16 protein-coding genes are annotated in these 18,948 nt (G+C 60.5%); 4 read left to right on the top strand and 12 right to left on the bottom strand.

Going from position 1 to position 18,948, the window contains the following annotated elements:
* Nucleotide 1: 1 nt before the first annotated feature.
* The 7 genes from mltG to fabD form a co-directional block, all read right to left on the bottom strand.
* Entirely contained in the window at nucleotides 2-1,108 is a 1,107-nt protein-coding gene (mltG, locus tag AC1DON_RS14900; RefSeq protein WP_476935606.1) for an endolytic transglycosylase MltG, read from the bottom strand.
* Nucleotides 1,105-2,391, bottom strand: a complete 1,287-nt coding sequence (gene fabF / locus AC1DON_RS14895) for a beta-ketoacyl-ACP synthase II (protein ID WP_476935605.1) — start codon at nucleotides 2,389-2,391, stop codon at nucleotides 1,105-1,107. The genes mltG and fabF overlap by 4 nt, the downstream gene beginning before the upstream one ends.
* Nucleotides 2,392-2,673: 282 nt before the next feature.
* The gene (locus AC1DON_RS14890) at nucleotides 2,674-2,913 is read right to left on the bottom strand and encodes an acyl carrier protein (RefSeq protein ID WP_192620312.1); all 240 of its coding nucleotides are present in this window, start codon (nucleotides 2,911-2,913) and stop codon (nucleotides 2,674-2,676) included.
* A 191-nt stretch (nucleotides 2,914-3,104) separates the two neighbouring features.
* Complete coding sequence (gene fabG / locus AC1DON_RS14885) at nucleotides 3,105-3,845, bottom strand: 3-oxoacyl-[acyl-carrier-protein] reductase (RefSeq protein WP_476935604.1); 741 nt, start codon at nucleotides 3,843-3,845, stop codon at nucleotides 3,105-3,107.
* A 124-nt stretch (nucleotides 3,846-3,969) separates the two neighbouring features.
* A complete protein-coding gene (locus AC1DON_RS14880; protein WP_476935603.1) occupies nucleotides 3,970-4,386 on the bottom strand; it encodes an endonuclease domain-containing protein in 417 nt (138 codons plus the stop codon).
* Between the two features lie 83 nt (nucleotides 4,387-4,469).
* The gene (locus AC1DON_RS14875; RefSeq protein ID WP_476935602.1) at nucleotides 4,470-5,195 is read right to left on the bottom strand and encodes a hypothetical protein; all 726 of its coding nucleotides are present in this window, start codon (nucleotides 5,193-5,195) and stop codon (nucleotides 4,470-4,472) included.
* A 64-nt stretch (nucleotides 5,196-5,259) separates the two neighbouring features.
* The gene (gene fabD / locus AC1DON_RS14870; protein ID WP_476935601.1) at nucleotides 5,260-6,207 is read right to left on the bottom strand and encodes an ACP S-malonyltransferase; all 948 of its coding nucleotides are present in this window, start codon (nucleotides 6,205-6,207) and stop codon (nucleotides 5,260-5,262) included.
* 181 nt (nucleotides 6,208-6,388) lie between these two features.
* On the opposite strand from fabD, the gene AC1DON_RS14865 reads away from it, so the two are divergent.
* A complete protein-coding gene (locus AC1DON_RS14865; RefSeq protein WP_476935600.1) occupies nucleotides 6,389-8,377 on the top strand; it encodes an alpha/beta hydrolase family protein in 1,989 nt (662 codons plus the stop codon).
* Nucleotides 8,378-8,698: 321 nt separating this feature from the next.
* On the opposite strand, the gene AC1DON_RS14860 is transcribed toward AC1DON_RS14865, so the two are convergent.
* The gene (locus tag AC1DON_RS14860; protein WP_476935599.1) at nucleotides 8,699-9,157 is read right to left on the bottom strand and encodes a DUF2778 domain-containing protein; all 459 of its coding nucleotides are present in this window, start codon (nucleotides 9,155-9,157) and stop codon (nucleotides 8,699-8,701) included.
* A gap of 157 nt (nucleotides 9,158-9,314) precedes the next feature.
* On the opposite strand from AC1DON_RS14860, the gene AC1DON_RS14855 reads away from it, so the two are divergent.
* A complete protein-coding gene (locus AC1DON_RS14855; RefSeq protein ID WP_476935598.1) occupies nucleotides 9,315-10,337 on the top strand; it encodes an alpha/beta hydrolase in 1,023 nt (340 codons plus the stop codon).
* 79 nt (nucleotides 10,338-10,416) lie between these two features.
* Nucleotides 10,417-10,938: a peroxiredoxin gene (locus tag AC1DON_RS14850; RefSeq protein ID WP_476935597.1), complete on the top strand. Its 522-nt coding sequence runs from the start codon at nucleotides 10,417-10,419 to the stop codon at nucleotides 10,936-10,938.
* 211 nt (nucleotides 10,939-11,149) lie between these two features.
* Here AC1DON_RS14850 and AC1DON_RS14845 read toward each other — a convergent pair whose 3' ends face one another.
* The 4 genes from AC1DON_RS14845 to AC1DON_RS14830 form a co-directional block, all read right to left on the bottom strand.
* A complete protein-coding gene (locus AC1DON_RS14845) occupies nucleotides 11,150-13,399 on the bottom strand; it encodes a S9 family peptidase (protein ID WP_476935596.1) in 2,250 nt (749 codons plus the stop codon).
* A 152-nt stretch (nucleotides 13,400-13,551) separates the two neighbouring features.
* A complete protein-coding gene (locus AC1DON_RS14840) occupies nucleotides 13,552-13,800 on the bottom strand; it encodes a putative signal transducing protein (protein WP_476935595.1) in 249 nt (82 codons plus the stop codon).
* A complete protein-coding gene (locus AC1DON_RS14835) occupies nucleotides 13,797-14,147 on the bottom strand; it encodes a YbaN family protein (RefSeq protein WP_476935594.1) in 351 nt (116 codons plus the stop codon). Before AC1DON_RS14835 ends, AC1DON_RS14840 begins: the two co-directional genes overlap by 4 nt.
* Nucleotides 14,148-14,235: 88 nt before the next feature.
* Nucleotides 14,236-14,724: an RHS repeat domain-containing protein gene (locus AC1DON_RS14830; RefSeq protein ID WP_476935593.1), complete on the bottom strand. Its 489-nt coding sequence runs from the start codon at nucleotides 14,722-14,724 to the stop codon at nucleotides 14,236-14,238.
* A gap of 108 nt (nucleotides 14,725-14,832) precedes the next feature.
* On the opposite strand from AC1DON_RS14830, the gene AC1DON_RS14825 reads away from it, so the two are divergent.
* Nucleotides 14,833-18,939, top strand: a complete 4,107-nt coding sequence (locus AC1DON_RS14825; RefSeq protein ID WP_476935592.1) for a peptidoglycan DD-metalloendopeptidase family protein — start codon at nucleotides 14,833-14,835, stop codon at nucleotides 18,937-18,939.
* Nucleotides 18,940-18,948 lie beyond the last annotated feature (9 nt).

Below are 18,948 nucleotides of genomic sequence, written 5' to 3'. Positions count from 1 at the left end.
ATCAGTTCTTGCCTTTCACAGCGGCGGCGACGGGCTGGCCGGCATTGGGTGCCACAGCGGACGCATCGACAGCGGCATCGAAGGCCGGCGTCGAATACATGCTGACCTCGGCTTCGACCTTGCGCCACTTGGCGACATTGGCCAGGTGCTCTTCGTAAGTGGCGGCGAAGACGTGGCCGCCCGTCCCGTCGGCGACGAAGAAGATGTCCTCGGTCTTTGCCGGGTTGAGCACGGCGCGCAAAGCGGCTCGGCCTGGATTGCCGATCGGCGTGACCGGCAGGCCGTCGATCGCGTAGGTGTTCCAAGGTGTCTTCTTGTCGAGTTCCGAACGCAGCAGGCCACGGCCCAAGGGCTCCCCATTGCTGATACCGTAGATGACGGTCGGATCGGATTCGAGACGCATGCCCTTGCGCAGGCGGTTGACGAAGACGGCGGCGACGCGCGGACGTTCCGACGCGATGCCGGTTTCCTTTTCGACGACCGAAGCGAGGATCAGCGCCTCTTCCTTGGTTTTGACCGGCAGGTTCGGCTGGCGCTTGGCCCATTCTTCGTCGAGTGCCTTACGGCCGGCGTCCAGCATGCGATCGAGCACGGCCTGCCGCGTCTCACCGCGTTGATAATCATAGGTTTCCGGCAGGATCGAGCCTTCCGGCGGCACGTCGATATCGCCGGTCAGATCGGTCACGGCCTTGAGGATGCGCACGGTCTGGCGCGATGTGCGGCCTTCGGGGATGGTCACGAAGCTGCGGATGACGCGGCCGTCCTCGATCTGGTGCAGGACCGTCATCAGCGAAGCGCCGGCCGGGAACTGATAGGTGCCCGCCTTGAAGCGGTTGGCCTTGCCGCCAAAGCGTGCGGCGACGCGGAAGGCCAGACTTGAGCGGATAATTTTCTTGTCGTGAAGCTGGCGCGCCATGGCGGCAACGCTGGTGCCGGGCGCGAAACTGATCTCGGTCTGCTCAGCCGGGCCCGCGCCATACAGCGTCGACCAGGCAAACAGGAGCGCGGCCAGGAACAGCAGCAGAATGCCAATGCCAAGCCCCGCCAGAGGGCCTTTCAGCCCCTTGCGTGCGACCGGCGGTTCGGCACCCGGCTGCATTCGGATCATGGTTCAACCTGGCCGAGGATGAGCGCTGCGTTGGTGCCGCCAAAGCCGAACGAGTTCGACATGACGGTCTTGACGGTCATCTTCTTGGCCTTGTGCGGAACCAGGTCGATGGTCGTTTCAACATCCGGGTTATCGAGGTTGAGCGTCGGCGGGACGATCTGGTCGCGGATGGCCAAGGCGCAGAATATGGCTTCGACAGCGCCGGCGCCGCCCAGCAGGTGGCCGATGGCCGACTTGGTCGACGACACGGTACCGGTCTTGGCGCGTTCGCCCAGGAACTTTTCGATGGCCTTCAGTTCGATGCCGTCGGCCATGGTCGATGTGCCGTGGCTGTTGACGTAGTCGATCGTGGCCGGGTCGATGCCGGCATCCTTGGCGGCCGCGACCATGGCGCGATAGCCGCCGTCGCCGTCTTCCGAAGGGGCCGTGATGTGGTAGGCGTCGCCCGACAGGGCATAGCCCAGGACTTCGGCATAGATTTTCGCGCCGCGCGCCTTGGCGTGCTCATATTCTTCCAGAACGACGACGCCCGCGCCCTCGCCCATCACGAAGCCGTCGCGGTCCTTGTCGTAGGGGCGCGAAGCCTTGGTTGGTTCGTCGTTGAAGGCGGTGCACAGGGCGCGGCAGGCGATGAAGCCGGCAATGCCGATCGGCACAATGGCCGATTCCGCGCCGCCGGCGACCATGACATCGGCGTCGCCGTGGGCGATCAGCCGGGACGCGTCACCGATGGCGTGGGCGCCGGTCGCGCAGGCCGTGACGACCGAGTGATTCGGGCCCTTGAGGCCGTGGCGGATCGACACCTGGCCGGAAGCCAGATTGATCAGCGACGACGGAATAAAGAAGGGCGATATGCGCTTGGGGCCCTTGTCGCGCAGTTCCAGAGCGGTATCGGCGATGATGCCGAGCCCGCCGATGCCGGAGCCGATCATGACGCCGGTGCGGATCTTGTCTTCTTCGGATTCGGGATGCCAGTTGGCGTCGTTGAGCGCTTCGTCGGCGGCGGCAATGCCGTAGAGGATGAAGTCGTCGACCTTGCGGCGTTCCTTGTTCGACAAGACCTTGGACGGGTCGAAAGAGCCTTCGACGTCGGGCCCGCCGCCACCGCGGCCATCGACCGTCGGAATTTCACAGGCGACCGTACAGGCATAGTCCGTGGTGTCGAAAGCGGTAATCTTGCCCGCGCCGGATTCGCCGTTCAGAAGGCGCTTCCACGTAATATCGACCCCGGCGCCCAGCGGCGAAATCAGACCCAGACCTGTAATGACAACGCGACGAACCATGTAGTCTCCACCCTGACAGCGTACAGCACTCAAAAAGATGCGCGGTCGCCGTCCTGCCCCTGGCTATCCGCGCGTCCCGGCACGGCGCTTATTTAGCTATAGTCTGCCGCATTTGCCATGCGGGTAACCATTTTTGGCCGCATTTTCCGCGGCGAGCAAACCCTTTTCTTCGGGAAGTGCCTGCCGTTACGGAAAATGCGCGCCTGAAACGAAAAGAAGCGCGGCCAAACCCCTGTAACCAGGGCCTGAGAACCGCGCTCCGCAAAAAGCCGTTTCCCGGCCTTAAGCCGCCAGCTTTTCCTGAATGTAGTTGACGGCGTCGCCAACAGTCAGGATGTGTTCGGCCGAATCGTCGGGGATTTCGATATCGAATTCCTCTTCGAAAGCCATGACCAGCTCGACGATGTCGAGGCTGTCGGCTTCCAGATCGTCGATGAAGCTCGCCTTTTCCGTGACCTTGTCCGGATCAGCATCCAGGTGGTCGATCACAATCTTGCGAACACGTTCAAGAACTTCAGACATTTAGCGTCCCTTCAGAGGTTTAGACATTCGGATACCTCGTGAGGCATACGCCAGCGGGGATCAGAATCCGGGTTTGACTTTTATTCACACAATCAGCGCGATTCAAGCGATTTCACGCCTTCTTTAACCAACAGTCCATTGCGCCGCAAGATATCCCGCGTTTATCCGTACGGATCGGTATTACAGACGAACTAGATCATGGCCATGCCGCCGTTCACATGCAAGGTCTGGCCCGTCACGTAATTGGCTTCATTGCTGGAAAGATAGACGGCGGCAGCGGCGATGTCCGTGCCCTTGCCGAGGTCGCCCGCCGGGATTTTGGCCAGGATCGTCGCGCGCTGGGCTTCGTTCAGTTCGTCCGTCATTGGCGACGCGATAAAGCCCGGCGCGATGCAGTTGACCGTAATGCCGCGCGAACCGACTTCCTGCGCCAGCGCTTTCGAGAAGCCGATCATGCCGGCCTTCGAGGCGGCATAGTTGGTCTGGCCCGGATTGCCGGTGACGCCGACGATAGAGGTGATGCCGATGATGCGGCCGTGACGACGCTTCATCATGCCCTTGGTGGCGGCGCGGGCCAGGCGGAAATAGGCTTCCAGGTTGACCTTGATGACCGTGTCCCAGTCCTCGTCCTTCATGCGCAGGATCAGGCCGTCGCGCGTAATGCCGGCATTGGCGATCAGAATGTCGAGACCCGAGCCTGCGGCTTCTTCGGCGCGTGCGACCAGGCCGTCGACCGAGGCGGCGTCCGACAGGTTGGCAGGCGCGACAAAGGCGTTATCGCCGAGTTCGTTTGCGAGGTCGCTCAGCACGTTTTCGCGGGTGCCGGACAGGACGACCTTGGCGCCTTGCTTGTGCAGCGCGCGGGCGATTTCGGCGCCGAGGCCACCTGTGGCGCCGGTGACAAGGGCGGTCTTGCCGGTCAGTTCAAACATGTGATCTCCCGCGATGGCGTGTTTTCAGTCGTCGCGCCTTACGCGATGAGACGCGAAGGATCAAGCAGCTATTCGTCTGTTTCTACCTTCCAGTTCAACCGCTACTTCACTTCGCCCTCCCCATTCATGGGGAGGGGGGACCGTTGGCGGAGCCAATGGTGGGCGGGGCCTGCACAGCTTCGTACAATTCCATAGCCAGATTGAGTACTCCATTGGCGGTCTCGTCCGGATCGGCCAGAAGATCGACGGCATTGATTCGATAGATATAAATGCCCTGCTCGTTAAGCCATTGGTCGCGCTTTTCGTCATGCGCGCGCTGGTGGTCACGGGTATGAACTTCGCCATCAACCTCGATACATAACTTCGCCCTTGGACAATAGAAGTCGAGCACATACGTGCCCATCGGATGTTGATTGCGAAAAACAAGCTCTCTGGTTCGCTCTTTCAACCGCAGCCAAAGCCATAGCTCCGGCTTCGTCAGTTGTTTCCGGAACCGCCGAGCCGTTTTGTTTACAGTTCCCTGCCTCAGTGTGCGTTTCATCGTTCAAAGGCCCCGCCCACCATCTGCTCCGCAGATGGTCCCCCCTCCCCATAAATGGGGAGGGCGAAATGCTGTGATTCAGCTTACTCAAAAGCGCGCAGAATTATGGACGCCGCATCAGCTTCCGCCTGATGGACAACGCCGTCTGCATCGATCACGCGTCGAAGGCTTCTTTGCAAAGCTCTGCGACGCTCTTCGTTGACAGCGTTAAGTCTCTTAACCGCGGATCGAAAGGCTTTTTCGTCGGGCGCAATCGAGGCTACGCGCATACGGATGAATTGCTCATCCAACGGCTCGTCGGAGCTATAGCAGACGTGTTTGACGACCTCGTCCTTTTCTTCCGGGCAGAACAGGCCATCACAGTTTCCGATAAAAGCCAGAACGGCCAGTTCATCGCTGCATAATCTTAGCGCTTTTGCCTCCGGTGTTTCAGGCCTTAGCGCGCCGCACCCGGAGAGAAAAATACGGGCATCTTCGAAAACTTCGCCCGTTGAGATGTCACTGATCTCTACGATTCTCGACAGGAGAAAAGAACGATATGCCTCGCGATGATAACACCAGGCGGACATGCGGATATCGCGTTCAATATCACTAAGTTTCAACAGTCGAATGACGCGATCGGATGCCACGCCCGTTGATGAAAGATACGAGATGCGGAACACCATTGGCGCAACGTAGTCATCGTCCGTCTCATCTTGAAGGTTTTCTTCGTCATCGGCCGGCAAAGCAATTCCGTTTGACAGAATTGCCTTTACGCGCCCATCGCTCAACGATTGATGGCGAAAAATGATCTCATCCAAGTCACTCATGCAAGCCTCCCCATTTACCCTGAGAATTAACCCCAGGTTGAGAGTTTGCAAGAGTAAATTGAAACTAGCCTTTTAGCGACTGCGCGAAAGCCTCAAAGTCGGCAGCGGAGTTGAGCGCAATAGCCGTGGCTTCGGGGGCGATGCGCTTGATCATGCCCGTCAGCACCTTGCCGGCGCCCAGTTCGGCGATCGTCGTTGCCCCACCCTCGCCCGCCAGCCACTGGACGCTCTCGCGCCAGCGCACGCGGCCGGTCACCTGTTGCACCAAAAGGTCGGCGATCTCGGACTTGCCGCCGATCGGGCGCGCCGTGACATTGGCGACCAAAGTCGAGACCGGCTCGTTGATCGTGGCGTTCGACAACGCAATGCGCATTTCCTCAGCCGCAGGCACCATCAGCGGCGAGTGAAACGGCGCCGATACGTTCAGCAGCATACCCTTGGCGCCCAGCTCCTTGGCCTTTTCGATGGCCAGCTCAACCGCAGGCTTGACGCCGGAAATGACGATCTGGCCGGCATTGTTGTCATTGGCGACGACGACGACGCCCGCGCTCGACGCCGCTTCACAGGCCTTTTCGGCCAGTTCCAGGTCCGCCTTGCCGATCAGGGCCGCCATGGCGCCGACGCCGACCGGGGCGGCGCGTTGCATCGCCTGGCCGCGCAGCTTGAGCAGACGTGCCGTCTCGGCCAGCGAGAAGGTCCCCGCCGCCGCGTGCGCCGAATATTCACCGAGGGAGTGCCCCGCGACGTACTTGGCTGCCGAACACGCGATACCGAAGTCGCCTTCCAGTACCCTCGCGACCGCCAGGGACACCGCCATGATGGCCGGCTGAGCGTTCTCGGTCAGGGTCAGTTGGTCCTCAGGCCCGTCCTTCATCAGTTGGAACAGCTTTTGGCCCAGCGCTTCGTCGACGGCGTCGAACACTTCGCGGGCGCGGGGGAAGGTGTCGTAAAGCTCTGCGCCCATGCCGACGCTCTGTGAGCCCTGACCGGGAAATACGAAAGCCAAGGTCATGACGCTGTCTCCGGAATCTGTGGTTTGGCGGCCTGACTAGGCCAAACTTCCGGGCGCGGCAAGCGCAAAGCGCCACCTGGTGCCTCCGCAAGACGCTTGCCGATTGCATTAATGCAATTTACTTTAATCATAGACAGGCCCCTGTTGCAGGGCGCTGTCGGGGGAAGTCCGGGGGCAGAAAATGACCAAATCCACAAATCCATCGCGCCGGGCCGTTATGGCAGGCCTCACCGCTGGCGGTGCGCTCATGGCGGCCAGGCCGTCGCTGGCCCAGGCCCCTGCGCCGCCCCCGCTCACCCTGTGGGGCAAGCTGCCGGCGGTCGAAGCCGTCGCGCTGTCGCCCGGCGGCACGCGCGTTGCCATGGTCATGGACAAGGGCGGCGAACGCGCCATCGTCGATTATGAGTTGGCCACCGGCAAGGCGTCGGCGGCCATTATCGCGGGCGATAAGCTGCGCGACCTGATGTGGGTCGATGACGAATATGTCGCCATTGTTTCGTCCAACATCATGAAGGATGTCGGCAGGCAGTGGGAACAATGGTTCGGCCTAATGATGGACGTCCCCGCCGGCAAGCGCCACATCATGTACGACGGCGTCGGCGGCGTGAACAGCACGGTGATTTCCGGCAATATCTACCGCATCAAGACCAACGACGGTTACCGCATTACCGCGTCGAGCTGGAAGGTGCCGGAAGGCGTCAACATGGTCAACAGCGACGGTGGCGGCAATTCCTATTCGGAAACCTATACCGAGTGTCTCTACTACTTCAATCCGGCCACCGGGCGCGGCTTCAAGCTGGATGAGGATTCGCGCAATATCGACAACTGGGTCGTCAAGGCAGACGGCCGCCTGGCCGCGCGGTCGGAATACAATGATGACCAGGGCCGCAACTTCATCGTCCGCATGAAGACCGACAAGGGCTGGAACGAGGTTTACCGCGTCAAGGCCGACATGGACCGCCCAAGCCTGATGGGCCTTGGCAGGGACGGTGAATCCGTCCTGGTCGGCGTCCAGGCCGGTCCGAAGGCTGACACCTATTTCGAACTGGACGCGACGGGCAAGATCACGCCGCTGGAGGCCCAGGGCGTCGGCCACTACCCGATCTTCCACCCGGCGACGCGGGCTTTGGCCGGCTTCGGCAATGCCGGACCGATCGACACCTACACCTTCTATGATCCGGTCATGCAGCGCCTGCCCAAGCTGATCAACAGCGCCCTGCCCGACAGCATCAACGATCTGGTCTCCATCGGCGAAAACCCGCGCCAGGTCGTGGTCCGCAGCGAAAGTGTCGAGGACGCCGGCACCTACTTCTATTTCAACTTCACGACCGGCGATTTCAAGGAGATCGGCTCCAGCCATCCCGGCCTGACCGCCGAATGGATCGCGCCCAAGTCCTACATCACCTACAAGGCCGCCGATGGGCTTGAGATCGGCGCTTGGCTGACCTTGCCGCCGGGAAGGGAGCCCAAGAACCTGGCCCTGGTCGTCCTGCCGCATGGCGGGCCGGAAGCGTTCGACGATGCACGCTTCGACTGGATATCGCAGGCCATCGCCTCGCGCGGCTATGCGGTGCTGCAGCCGAACTTTCGTGGCTCGTCCGGGCACGGCAAGACCTTTACCGAAGCCGGCTATGGCGAGTTCGGCCGCAAGATGCAGACCGACCTGTCCGACGGCGTCGCCCACCTGGTCAAGCAGGGCACGGTCAATGCCAAACGTGTCGCCATCGCCGGAGCCTCCTATGGCGGCTATGCGGCTCTGGCGGGTGTCTCCCTGCAAAAGGGCATCTATAACTGCGCCGTGTCGATCGCCGGCCTGTCGGACCTCAAAAGCTTCAATGCCTATCTAAGCGAATGGAGCAATTTCGACGGCAACTCCTACACCATGCGCTACTGGAAGCGGTTCACCGGCGAAGGCGGTCTCGACGAGATTTCGCCCATCCGCCACGTCGACGCCATCAACGTGCCGGTGATGCTGATCCACGGCAAGGACGATATCGTCGTGCCGTACCAGCAGACGGAACTGATCAATGACGCCTTGACCAAGGCCGGAAAGCCCGTCGAACTTGTCGTGCTGAATGGCGAGGATCATTGGCTGTCGCGCGAACCCAGCCGCGTCCAGACGCTGGAAAGCATGGTCAACTTCCTGCTCAAGCACAACCCGCCCGTTTAGACCGTCAACCATGGCCAGTCTGCTTGACGGCCAGTGTTGGTTCGCATTTCTAGGGCCTCAACTTGTGCCGACGCCACAGTCCTACAATTAATGCCATGACTGCCGTCAACGCTATCGCGCAGGCTAGCGCGATTAGGCTTACGATAGCCAATTCCAGAATTTCCTGTTGGTCGACATTTCTGGCGCCAGTAAGCCTGGCAAAAGTATCCCGTATGCGCGGCAGGCCGCCGAGAAAATCCGGAAAGCGATAAAATAAGCGGATGAATATAAGGCTTAAAGCGCCAACCCAGAGCAGGATGATGAAATATCCTATCCCGCGCTTCATATAGTCACCAAGACGGTCCCGTACGACTTTAGCTTGCCGCCGTCGATCATTTTAGTCTCGCCATCTTTCAGGGCTCGACTGATCTTTGTGAAATCATCGCCGCTTTCGATTGTAATGCACCCCTTGCTAATCCCCATGGGCCCCTTGGGATGCAGGCGGAACATGCCCCTGGCCACCTTATTGCAGAAGGTAACGTCGTCAATCTTGCCATCGTCGGCATACAGGGCGAACCAGTCGGAGCGGCCGGTAATCGCGCTCTTGATACTGCCCCAAAGTCCGCCTTCCTGACGGTCGACAATGTGATACAGGCCTGCCGGAATAGGGCCCTGTTCCGGCAGACATGCGTATGCTAGCTTGTTCGTGTAGGGGCCGGTACCGGAAAACGCTGGATAGGAAACAGCGCCGATCTTGAAGGCGCTCATTGCCTTGTTGTTCAGAGCAAACGTACACTTCATGGCGCTAAACCCCATACTGGCTGATACCTGCCAGGGTATATCATTCCACACTAATCGCCACAACGTTGTGTAACGGTGTCATGCGAATTTGCTGGCGCCATGGCCAGTTTATCACGCAGAATGCGATCGAACACGTTATCCGTGGGACGACAACACCGTGATAAAGCCATTTTTCAGCCGCCGCGCCGTGCTGGGCTCTGCTACCGCTTTCTGGGGCGCGCTGATCGCCGGGCGGGTGGACGCCCAGACCTTCCGGACGGCCGACGCCAGCCTGAGCGGCACGCCGCAGGATCCGGTGATCATCCCTGCCCCGCCGGAACCCGCCGGTCTACTGTCATCAGAGGTCGTTGCGTTATGGCCCGCCGGCAAGGCGCCCGGCGCGGACAGTGTCAACGTCACGCGCCAGGTGCTGGAGCGCGGTTCGCCGACCGCCCATGACCGCGCCGTCATGCGCGTGTCAAAGCCGATCCTCGAAGTCTTCCGCCCTGAAAAGCCGAATGGCGCGGCGATGATTCTGCTGCCGGGCGGCGGCTATGTCCGCCTGGCCGTCGACAAGGAAGGCGCCGGCGGTGCGCGGCGGCTGATGCAGGACGGCGTCACATGCTTCGTGCTCAACTATCGCCTGCCGGTCGATCGCTGGGCCGATGGCTACGACGTGGCCCTTCAGGACGTCCAGCGCGCCGTGCGGCTGGTTCGCGCCAACGCGGCAGCTTACGGTGTTGATCCGAAGCGCATCGGCGTCATGGGCTTTTCGGCCGGAGGACATCTGGCAGCGGCGGCGCTGACACGCTTTGATGCCAGGGTTTATGCACCGGTCGACGCAATTGACGGGGTGTCGGCGCGGCCGGGTGTGGTCATGATGGGCTACGCCTTCATCGACCTCGGCAAGCGGCCGTTGAACGGCCTGCCGCCCTTGCCCGAGGCTGCAAAGCCTTTGAATGAGCGGGTGCGAGCGGGGTTACCGCCGGTCTTCCTGCTCCACGCCGCCGATGACACGTCGGTGCCGGTGGCCAACAGCCTGATCATGTACCAGGCCCTGAAGGCCGCCGACGTGCCGGTCGAAATGCACCTTTACCAAACTGGCGGCCATGGTTTCGGCTTCAACCTGCCGGCCAGCCACCCGACGTCGCGCTGGCCGGACGCGTTTGTGATGTGGTTGAGGACGGGCGGGTTTATATAAGCGCCACGTAACTTGCCCCTCACCGCATTCAGGCCTATCGTTTCGCCTGTCCGGTGATTTGCGCCGCCTGGAGATCGTTATGAAAATTGTGCTCGCTGCTGTGGTTGCCGCGTCTGTGGCGCTGGCCTCGCCTGCCCTTGCTGCGCTGAAGGTCGGTGACAAGGCGCCCGATTTCACGCTCAAGGCGGCAACCAATGGCGCCGTGTCGGATTTTTCGCTGAAGCAGGCGCTGAAATCAGGCCCGGTTGTCGTCTACTTCTACCCAAAGGCCTTCACGGGCGGCTGCTCGCTGGAGGCGCATCAGTTTTCCGTTGCAATCGACAAGTTTGCCGCGAAGAAGGCTCGCGTCGTGGGGGTGTCGACCGACGATATCGACACGCTGAAGAAGTTCTCGACCGCCGATTGCCAGGGCAAGTTCCCGGTCGCGGCAGACACTTCGGCCAGCGTCGCGAAGGATTACGACGCCAAGCTGCCGATGGTCGACATGGCCGGGCGCGTGTCCTATGTCATCGGCAAGGACGGCCGCATTGCCTTTGTCCACGACAGCGGCGACGCTGCGACGCATGTGCCGGCATTGTTGGCGGCGATTAGCGCGAAATAGACGATTTCAGAGTTTGCGGGGCGCTGGCGGAATACCCCTCCACCGCCGTCGGCGGTCCCCATCCCCACTTCGTCGGGCGGAAGGAGGTTGCTGATCCGCCTCAGGCCAACGGACTCCCTCCTCCCCATAACAATGGGTGTCAGCGAGCGGAGCGAAGGTGACGGAGGGGTATGGCGCAGGTGGTAATGCCAGCGCACGGGTTCCACCGCCCCTACCCCTCCGGCTTCAGCTTGCGATTGAAGAAGTCGAGGTAGAGCCTGTAACGCTGCAGGTTCTTCGCATTGCCGCGCACGCCATGACGCTCGCCCGGGTACAACATCAGCTCGAACGGAATGCTTTTCTTCTGCAAGGCAGCCATGACGCGCGTCGAGTTCGACAGCATGACATTGTCGTCCGCCATGCCGTGCATCAACAACAATGCGCCCGGCTTCAGGTTGTCCAGCCGGCCCAGGGCGTCCGATTTCGCATATCCGTCGACATTCTCCTCAGGCTTCATCATGTAGCGTTCGGTGTAGGCGGTGTCGTACAGGCTCCACTGCGTCGGAGGCGCACCGGCAGCGGCGGCGGCAAACGGCGTATCCTTGGCCATTATCGCCATCATCGACACGAAGCCCCCGTACGACCAGCCCATGATGCCGATATGCGCCGCGTCAACGTAAGGCTGGGCCTGAAGCCACTTCGCGCCCTTGATCTGATCATCAATATCGACCTGCCCCATTGATTTGTAGATGGCGCGGCCGAATTTGACCGAGCGGTTGGGCGTGCCGCGGTTGTCGAGCGAAAAGACGATATAGCCCGCGTCCTGGAACAGGCGGTCCGACGCCGTGACCCACGCCTTCTGCACCGTCGATTTGCCCGGCCCCCCGTAGATCGAGACGACAACCGGATATGTCTTCGCCGGATCGAAACCCTTGGGCTTCAGCATCGACCAATGCAGCGCCTGGCCGTCGTCCGCTGTGATGGTGCCGAATTCAGGCGCCGGGTACTGATCCTTGTACGGGAACCATGGATGGTTTTCGTCGACGCGGTTCTCCTCGATCCAGCGCAGGCGCTTTCCCCCACCGTCATAGAGCGCGGTGTTTTCAGGCGTCATCGGGTCGGAATAGCTGCCGATAAAGGCCGAACCATTGCCGGTCACGCTGGCCTTCCACCAGCCGCCGGCGGGCGTCAGGGCCACGGGCGCCGCCGGCCTGGTATAGCTTGCCTTATACAAGCGGTGCTCCAGCGGCGTGTCCTTGCCGGCGGTGAACCACAGCTCGCCCGTCTTTTCGTTGACGTCATTAGCGTGGTTGGCGCCGGCCAGGCTGTCGACCGGCCAGTCGCCCTTGGTGATCTGGCGCGCCAGGCGTCCCAGCGAGTCGTAGAGATAGAGGTGCTTATTGCCGTCGCGTTCGGACGCCCAGATGAAACCGCCCGACTTCAGCGGCCTGAAGTCGTCGTTCAGCTCGACCCAGGTATCCGAGTTTTCCGACAGGAGGATCTTGGACGCTCCCGTGGCCGGATCGACCGAGAGCAGATCGAGCGTATGCTGATTGCGGCTGAGGCGCTGGACGTAGAGGATCTTGCCGTCGTGGCTCCAGTTGACGCGCGCCAGATAAAAGTCCGGGTCATTGCCGAGATCGACCTTGACCGCCTCGCCGCCACCTAAGGTCTTGACGTAGAGTTCGACGACGGCATTGGGCGTGCCGGCGTACGGATAGCGTTGCTTGACGATCTTGACATCGTCGCCATTGATTTCGACGCGTTCGGCGATCTTCACGCCGCTTTCGTCGGTCTTCTGATAGGCGATCCGCCTGGCGGTCGGGCTCCACCAATAGCCCTGGTGGCGGTCCAGTTCCTCTTCGGCGATGAATTCGGCCGTGCCATAGGTGATGGTGTCGGCGCCCTGAGGCGTCACGGCGGTTTCCGTGCCCGTCTTGACGTTGCGGACAAACAGGGTCTGGTCGCGGACAAAGGAAACCGAAGCGTTATCGGGCGACAGGCGGGCGTCGACCTCATCGCCTTCGGTGTCGGTCAGGCGCGTGACGGCCTTTGAGGCGCGGTCCCACATGAAGACGTCGCCGTCGAGCGGCACCAGGATCGACTGGCTGTCTTCGGCCCAGTTGAATGCGACGACGCCACGTACCGAGACGCGCATCCGCTCACGGCGCGACTTTTCGGCTTCGGAGAGGACTTTGGAACTGTCGGACAGCTTGTCGGCATCGACCAGGATGAAGGGCTCGCCGCCCTTAACCGGCACAGCCCACAGGTCCTGGACATCGCTCTTGTCCCTCTTGGGCTGGAGATAGGCCAGCAACTGGCCGTCGGGCGACAGCTTGACTGTGGCGGCCTTGGGACCGGTAATGGCCGGGTCGGAAAATACGCGTTCGGGTGTGAGGGGTGTCAGGGCAAAGGCCGTCAGGCTGGTGGTCGAAAGCAGGAGCGCACCGAACACGACGGCGGACAGGCGGGTCAGTTTCATCGCGGAATTCCCCTCACGGCCGCAACACGCGCGGACGGTATAAGACGTTTGCGTGACGCTATCCCTGTGGCGCCGTGCGCGTCAAGCCTGTTGCCGGTGAAACGATGTTACGGCTTTCTCAGAGGGCGCAGGTCTGGTCGTCCCGCGATTTATCAATCGTCCCAGAAGCCGTCGTTTTGCAGCGGGCGCAGGTCGGACTCCAGTCCTGCGTCGATCAAAAGCTCGCGCGCCTTGGCGAAGTGCTCCGCAGCCACCAGGACGCGGCGCGGAAACAGGCCGATCGAGCCTTCGGCCGCGCTCACCGCCTGATCGGCGACGAAATAGCGGATATTGAGGTCCTTTAGCAGCGCCTCGACAAAGGAGATCAGGACGGGATTGTTGGTGCGCAGCATCTCCTTCATTCGGACGGCCGCGTCAGGATGAAGATGGCGCATAAGGCGCATACCGCGCCCGGCACATAGGCCCACACGCCGCGCAGCAAAAAGAACGACACGACGGAAGAGAGGGTCATGGCGCTGACAGCGGCGATCTTGGCGCGCTTGCCGATGGCGCCGCGCTCACGGAAAGCCTTGATGGGCGGGCCGAGCCTGGGGTGATTCATGATCCGGGCTTCCCATGCCGGGTTCGACTTGGCGAAACAGACGGCTGCGATCAGGAAAAAGACGACGGTCGGCATGACCGGCACGAACATGCCGACAATGCCCAACCCCACGCACAAAAGTCCCGCCAGCATGAGAATTATTCGCATGACGGCAGACTACAGGGAGAATGCGGGATTGGCTACTGGAGAGTGCATCCCGCCAGGTTTCGACCGTCCGGGCGCGCGATAGCAGTCATTACGGAAAGGTAACCGTCAGGTATGCACTGCCCGTTCCGCCCTGGCCGTCCGAAACCGTATAGGCCACGTAAACGGTTTGGCCGCGGTTGATGGTAACACTGGTGCTGGAAGGTGAAACCAACGAAAGCGTTCCGCCATCGCCGTCGCTGCAATGGGCGATAAAGTCGTTGACGGCTGGGCTGATCGTCGCGGTATTGGTGCCGTAGGGCGGATAGGGAATGTTCAGACTGATGGACCAGTTGGTGCAGGTCGGTGACTGGTTACTGTTTGGCACCGGCGGCATGTTCAGTACGCCATTCAGCGCGGTCTGGGTCACGGCGCGATTATTGGCCTTGTCGTATCCATAGCCGGACTTTGCTCCAGACGGGTGTGTGACGGTCGTTACGCGGCCGAGTTCGTCATAGCTATAGGCTGTCACGTCTTGTGCCGATGCTGGCATAAATCCAGCCAGCAATAGTGCCGCGCCAAATGCCGCGATAAGCCGCATGTCCGCCCCCCTTTTTTTAATCTGACGACCTTCCGATTACATCGTTATTCGAATGTTGACAACCGTTAATATGCATAATATCGATACGGCACAATCAAGGGGGGAAATATGTCCGGACGGCTTTCGAACGTTGTCGTGTCAGCTTGCCTGGCAATTGGAGTCACGCTCGGTTTCGGCGCTCAACCGTCGGCCGCGCAAAGCGTGGTCCAACCCCCGCCCGTCGCGCGTTCGGTCGACGTAAACGGTGTCGACCTCGTCAGCGGCGAGTTCCAGACCGCGCTTCCCGAATTGTCCACGTCCGGAATATCCTACAGCCGTAATGCCTGGCGGGAAAATTTCGCGGGCACGCTGAATACCGCGTCGGACTCCGGCGGAACCTATCTTGTCGTTTCGATCGGCGGTTCCAGCGAGAAGTTCAAATCGCTTGGCGGTGGCAGCTACACGCCTATCCTGGGCGGAACGAACACACTCAATTGCGCCTCGTCTCTGTGCCAGTACACACTGAAGGACGGAACGGTCGCGATTTTCAACCAGTCGATAACCGCCGTCTCGGGCCTGCGGGCCGATGCCGGCACCCTGACTCAGATCGTGAAGGCCGACGGCGAGGTTCTCGATTTTTATTACAAGACCCAAACCTTTACAGCGCCGGCCTCGGGCCCCCCGGTGACTTATGTGCAGAGGGTGCTTCTGTCGGTGACCAGCACCCTCGGTTGGATGGTGAAGTATGAAAGCTCGCCAAACAGTTACGATCTGCAGACAACGAAAATCTACATCATCAACACGGCCGTGGATTACTGCAGTCCGTGGGCGAACTCGTGCACCTCCGCGAATTCCGGCAACTGGCCGACCCTCAATATCGGCAGCTATGGCGCAAGCTATAGCGATGTAAATGGAGCGACTCTGCTAACGGCTACGGCCGGTTCGGTTGTTCTTCCGTCCGGCTTAACCAAGACGATTACCAGGTCCGGCGCGCAGGTCAGCAAGGTCCAGATCGGCTCGGTCTACTGGACGTATAGCTATGCATTGTCCGGAAACATTCAAACGACCACTGTATATGATTCGAATGGTGGCTCGCGCGCCGTGACTGCGGACGTCACCAAGGCGCAGGTGCTGTCGGACCGTGACGAACTGAACCGGACGACGCGTTACACCTACGATACGAACGGCCGTATCTGGCAAATCATAAGTCCGGACGCGACCTATTCCGGCGCCACCGTTACCGGCGGCTACACGCAGTACGCCTATGACGCGCGCGGGAACGTGACGAGTATCAGCGTCTACCCGAAGAACGGTGGCACGCCGCTGGTCCAGAGTGCATCCTACCCGGCAAGCTGCGCGAACCCGAAAACCTGCAACAAGCCCGACTATGTCATCGACGAGAACGGCGTGCGGATCGATTATACCTATGACGCGACTCACGGCGGGGTACTGACCGAAACCGGGACGGCGGTCAACGGCGTGCAGTCGCAGAAGCGCTACGGCTACATTCAGGTCACGCCGCAGATCAGGAACAGCGCCAATGTTCTGATTGCAGGCACACCTGTCTGGCGGCAGACCACGACTTCGACCTGCCGAACCGCGAATCTGGCAGCCTGTGTCAGCGGTACGGACGAACTCAAGACAACGATCGCCTATTCGCCGATCAACGCCTTGCCGGTGAGCATAACCGAGGCGCTTGGCAACGGTACGCTGCCCCAGGTCACGACCCAGGACTACGACAGCCGTGGCAACGTCACACATAGTGTGACGCCCGGAAAAACGGATGGCGCCTATTCCTTCTATGACATTCAGAACCGTGAGATCGCCACCGTCAGCGCCGACCCCGATGGCGCTGGTCCCCGCCCCCGCCTGGCGAGCCGGACCTATTTCGACGGCGACGGCCGGACAAGCAAGGTCGAAATCGGCACGGCGACGGGAACGGCATGGTCCGATGTACTGGCGATGACGGTTACGTCCTACGAAACGACGGAGTACAGCACTGCTTCGGGACTGCCGGTTGTCGCGCGGCGTTACGACGGCGGCACCCTGGTTCAGCTCACGCAGACATCCTACGACAATCTATATCGGGTAAAGTGCGTGGCTGAACGCCTAAACCCGGCCATATTCGCCACGGTTACGGCAACCGACGGCTGCACCCTGGCCGCAGCCGGGCCGGACGGAAATGACCGTATCACCCGCAATACCTACGACGCCACCGGCGCGCTCCTTTCCAGCACCAGCGGATACGCCTCACCCAATCAGCAGATCGACTTCACGAAACAGTTCGATACTGCCAGCGGTCTGCTGATCAGCGAAGCGGACGGCAAGGGCAACAAGACCGGCTACTATTACGATGCCTTCAACCGGCACTTCAAAACCTGTTTTCCTACCGGTAGCAGCGGGGCCACTCCCAATACCGGCGACTGCGAGGTGAAACAGTACACCGCGAATCGCGTTTCGCAGGTTACGCTGAGAAGCGGTGAGGTGATTTCCTTCGGACACGACGCGCGCGGCCGGCTGTCATCGAAATCCGGCGCGGTTTCGGAAACCTTGACTTACGACAATTTTGACAATGCCCTAAGCCGGACGAACAACGGACATACGTCTACCTATCAATTCAATGCACACGGCTGGCTCCAGAGCGAGGTCAATACCTCCGTCGGTGGCGCGGTTATTGGCTACGGGTACGACGACTACGGCAGCCAGACCAGCCTGACCTATCCAGATGGCTTCTATGTCACCTACGCCTATAACCAGGGCGATGAGCTCCTTTCGATAAAGGAGAACGGCGCGGCGACGCTGATAAGCTTCGACTATGACAACCTGGGGCGGCGCGCGCACCTTTACCGCGCCAATGGCGAAACAACGACATATAACTATGATACGTCATCCCGCCTTTCCGGGCTTTCCCACCCGTCGATCTCATACGGCTTTACCTATACCCAGGCCAGCCAGTTGAAGACCCGCACACAGAGCAATTCACTGTTCCGATATACGCCATCGGCCGACAGAACCCTCACCTATCAGATCAATGGCCTGAACCAGATCGCTAACATTAACGGTACGAGCCTGAGCTACGACTCGCGTGGCAACCTGACCGGTGACGCCGGAGGAACCTATACCTACAACGCCAATAACCAATTGATCTCGGCGACGCAGTCAGGGGTAACGACAACGCTTGCCTACGACGCCGAAAACAGACTGTACAACGTCACCAAGAACAGCGTGTCCACGCGCTTCATCTACGACCACGGAAACCTGCTGGGTGAATGGTCCGGCGCCGGCGTACTGTTGCGGCGATACATTCACGGCCTGGGCGACGATGAGCCCCTGGTGGTATACGACTACACTCAGGGTGGCGTTAAGCAGTACCTGTATGCCGATAACCAAGGCTCCATCGTCCAGTTTGGCTCGGCCATATTGTCTTACGATGAATATGGCATGCCTGGCGCTGGCAACGGGGGCCGTTTCCAGTATACGGGCCAGATGTGGATTCCGGAAATCGGGATGTATTATTACAAGGCGCGCTTCTATAATCCGGTCATCGGAAGGTTCATGCAGACCGACCCGTTGGGCTACGGCGACGGAATGAACTGGTACGCCTACGTCGGGAATGATCCGGTGAATGCAAAGGACCCCACGGGCGCATTCGCTGAAGAAATCATCTACATTTTCGCGCGGCCTGAGGCGTTGCTGAATCCCGTCACCGCTACCATCGCGGCTGTAGCCACCTTCTTCACCCTTTTCAGTCCCAAGCCGAAGCCTAAGATCAAGGCCAAGAAGGAACCGAAGAAAGAGGAAACCAAAAAGGACCAGAAAGCCGAGGAAAAAAGATGTCCTGTCGACAAGCCCGGGACAGTTACTGAAGATTACGGACCGCGAACGAATCCAAAGACCGGCGCCCGCGAAGTCCACCGCGCTCTTGACTTCCGTGCGCGCCAGGGAGCAAATATCTATTCAAGCCAGGCTGGCAAGGTTCGGAGTACCTATTTCGACAAGAAATGGGGCGGAGGTAACACCATCATCGTCGATAACAACGATGGCAGCGTGTCCGGATATGCGCACACCGGGGCAAAGGTCAAGGCAGGCCAGGCCGTACAGGCCGGTGATCTTATCGGAGCGTCGGACGGCAGCGGGCGGGCTACGGCACCTCACCTGCACTACACCTACAGGAAGAGCCGGGGCGCGGCCAAATCGAACCCACGCGATCAGTTGGGCGACAGCTGCAGTAAATAGGGGAATGTG

This window comes from Asticcacaulis sp. P4_H10, assembly GCF_056400965.1.
Note: the sequence above shows the minus strand (reverse complement) of the source record. Positions and strands in the feature narration are given on the sequence as shown.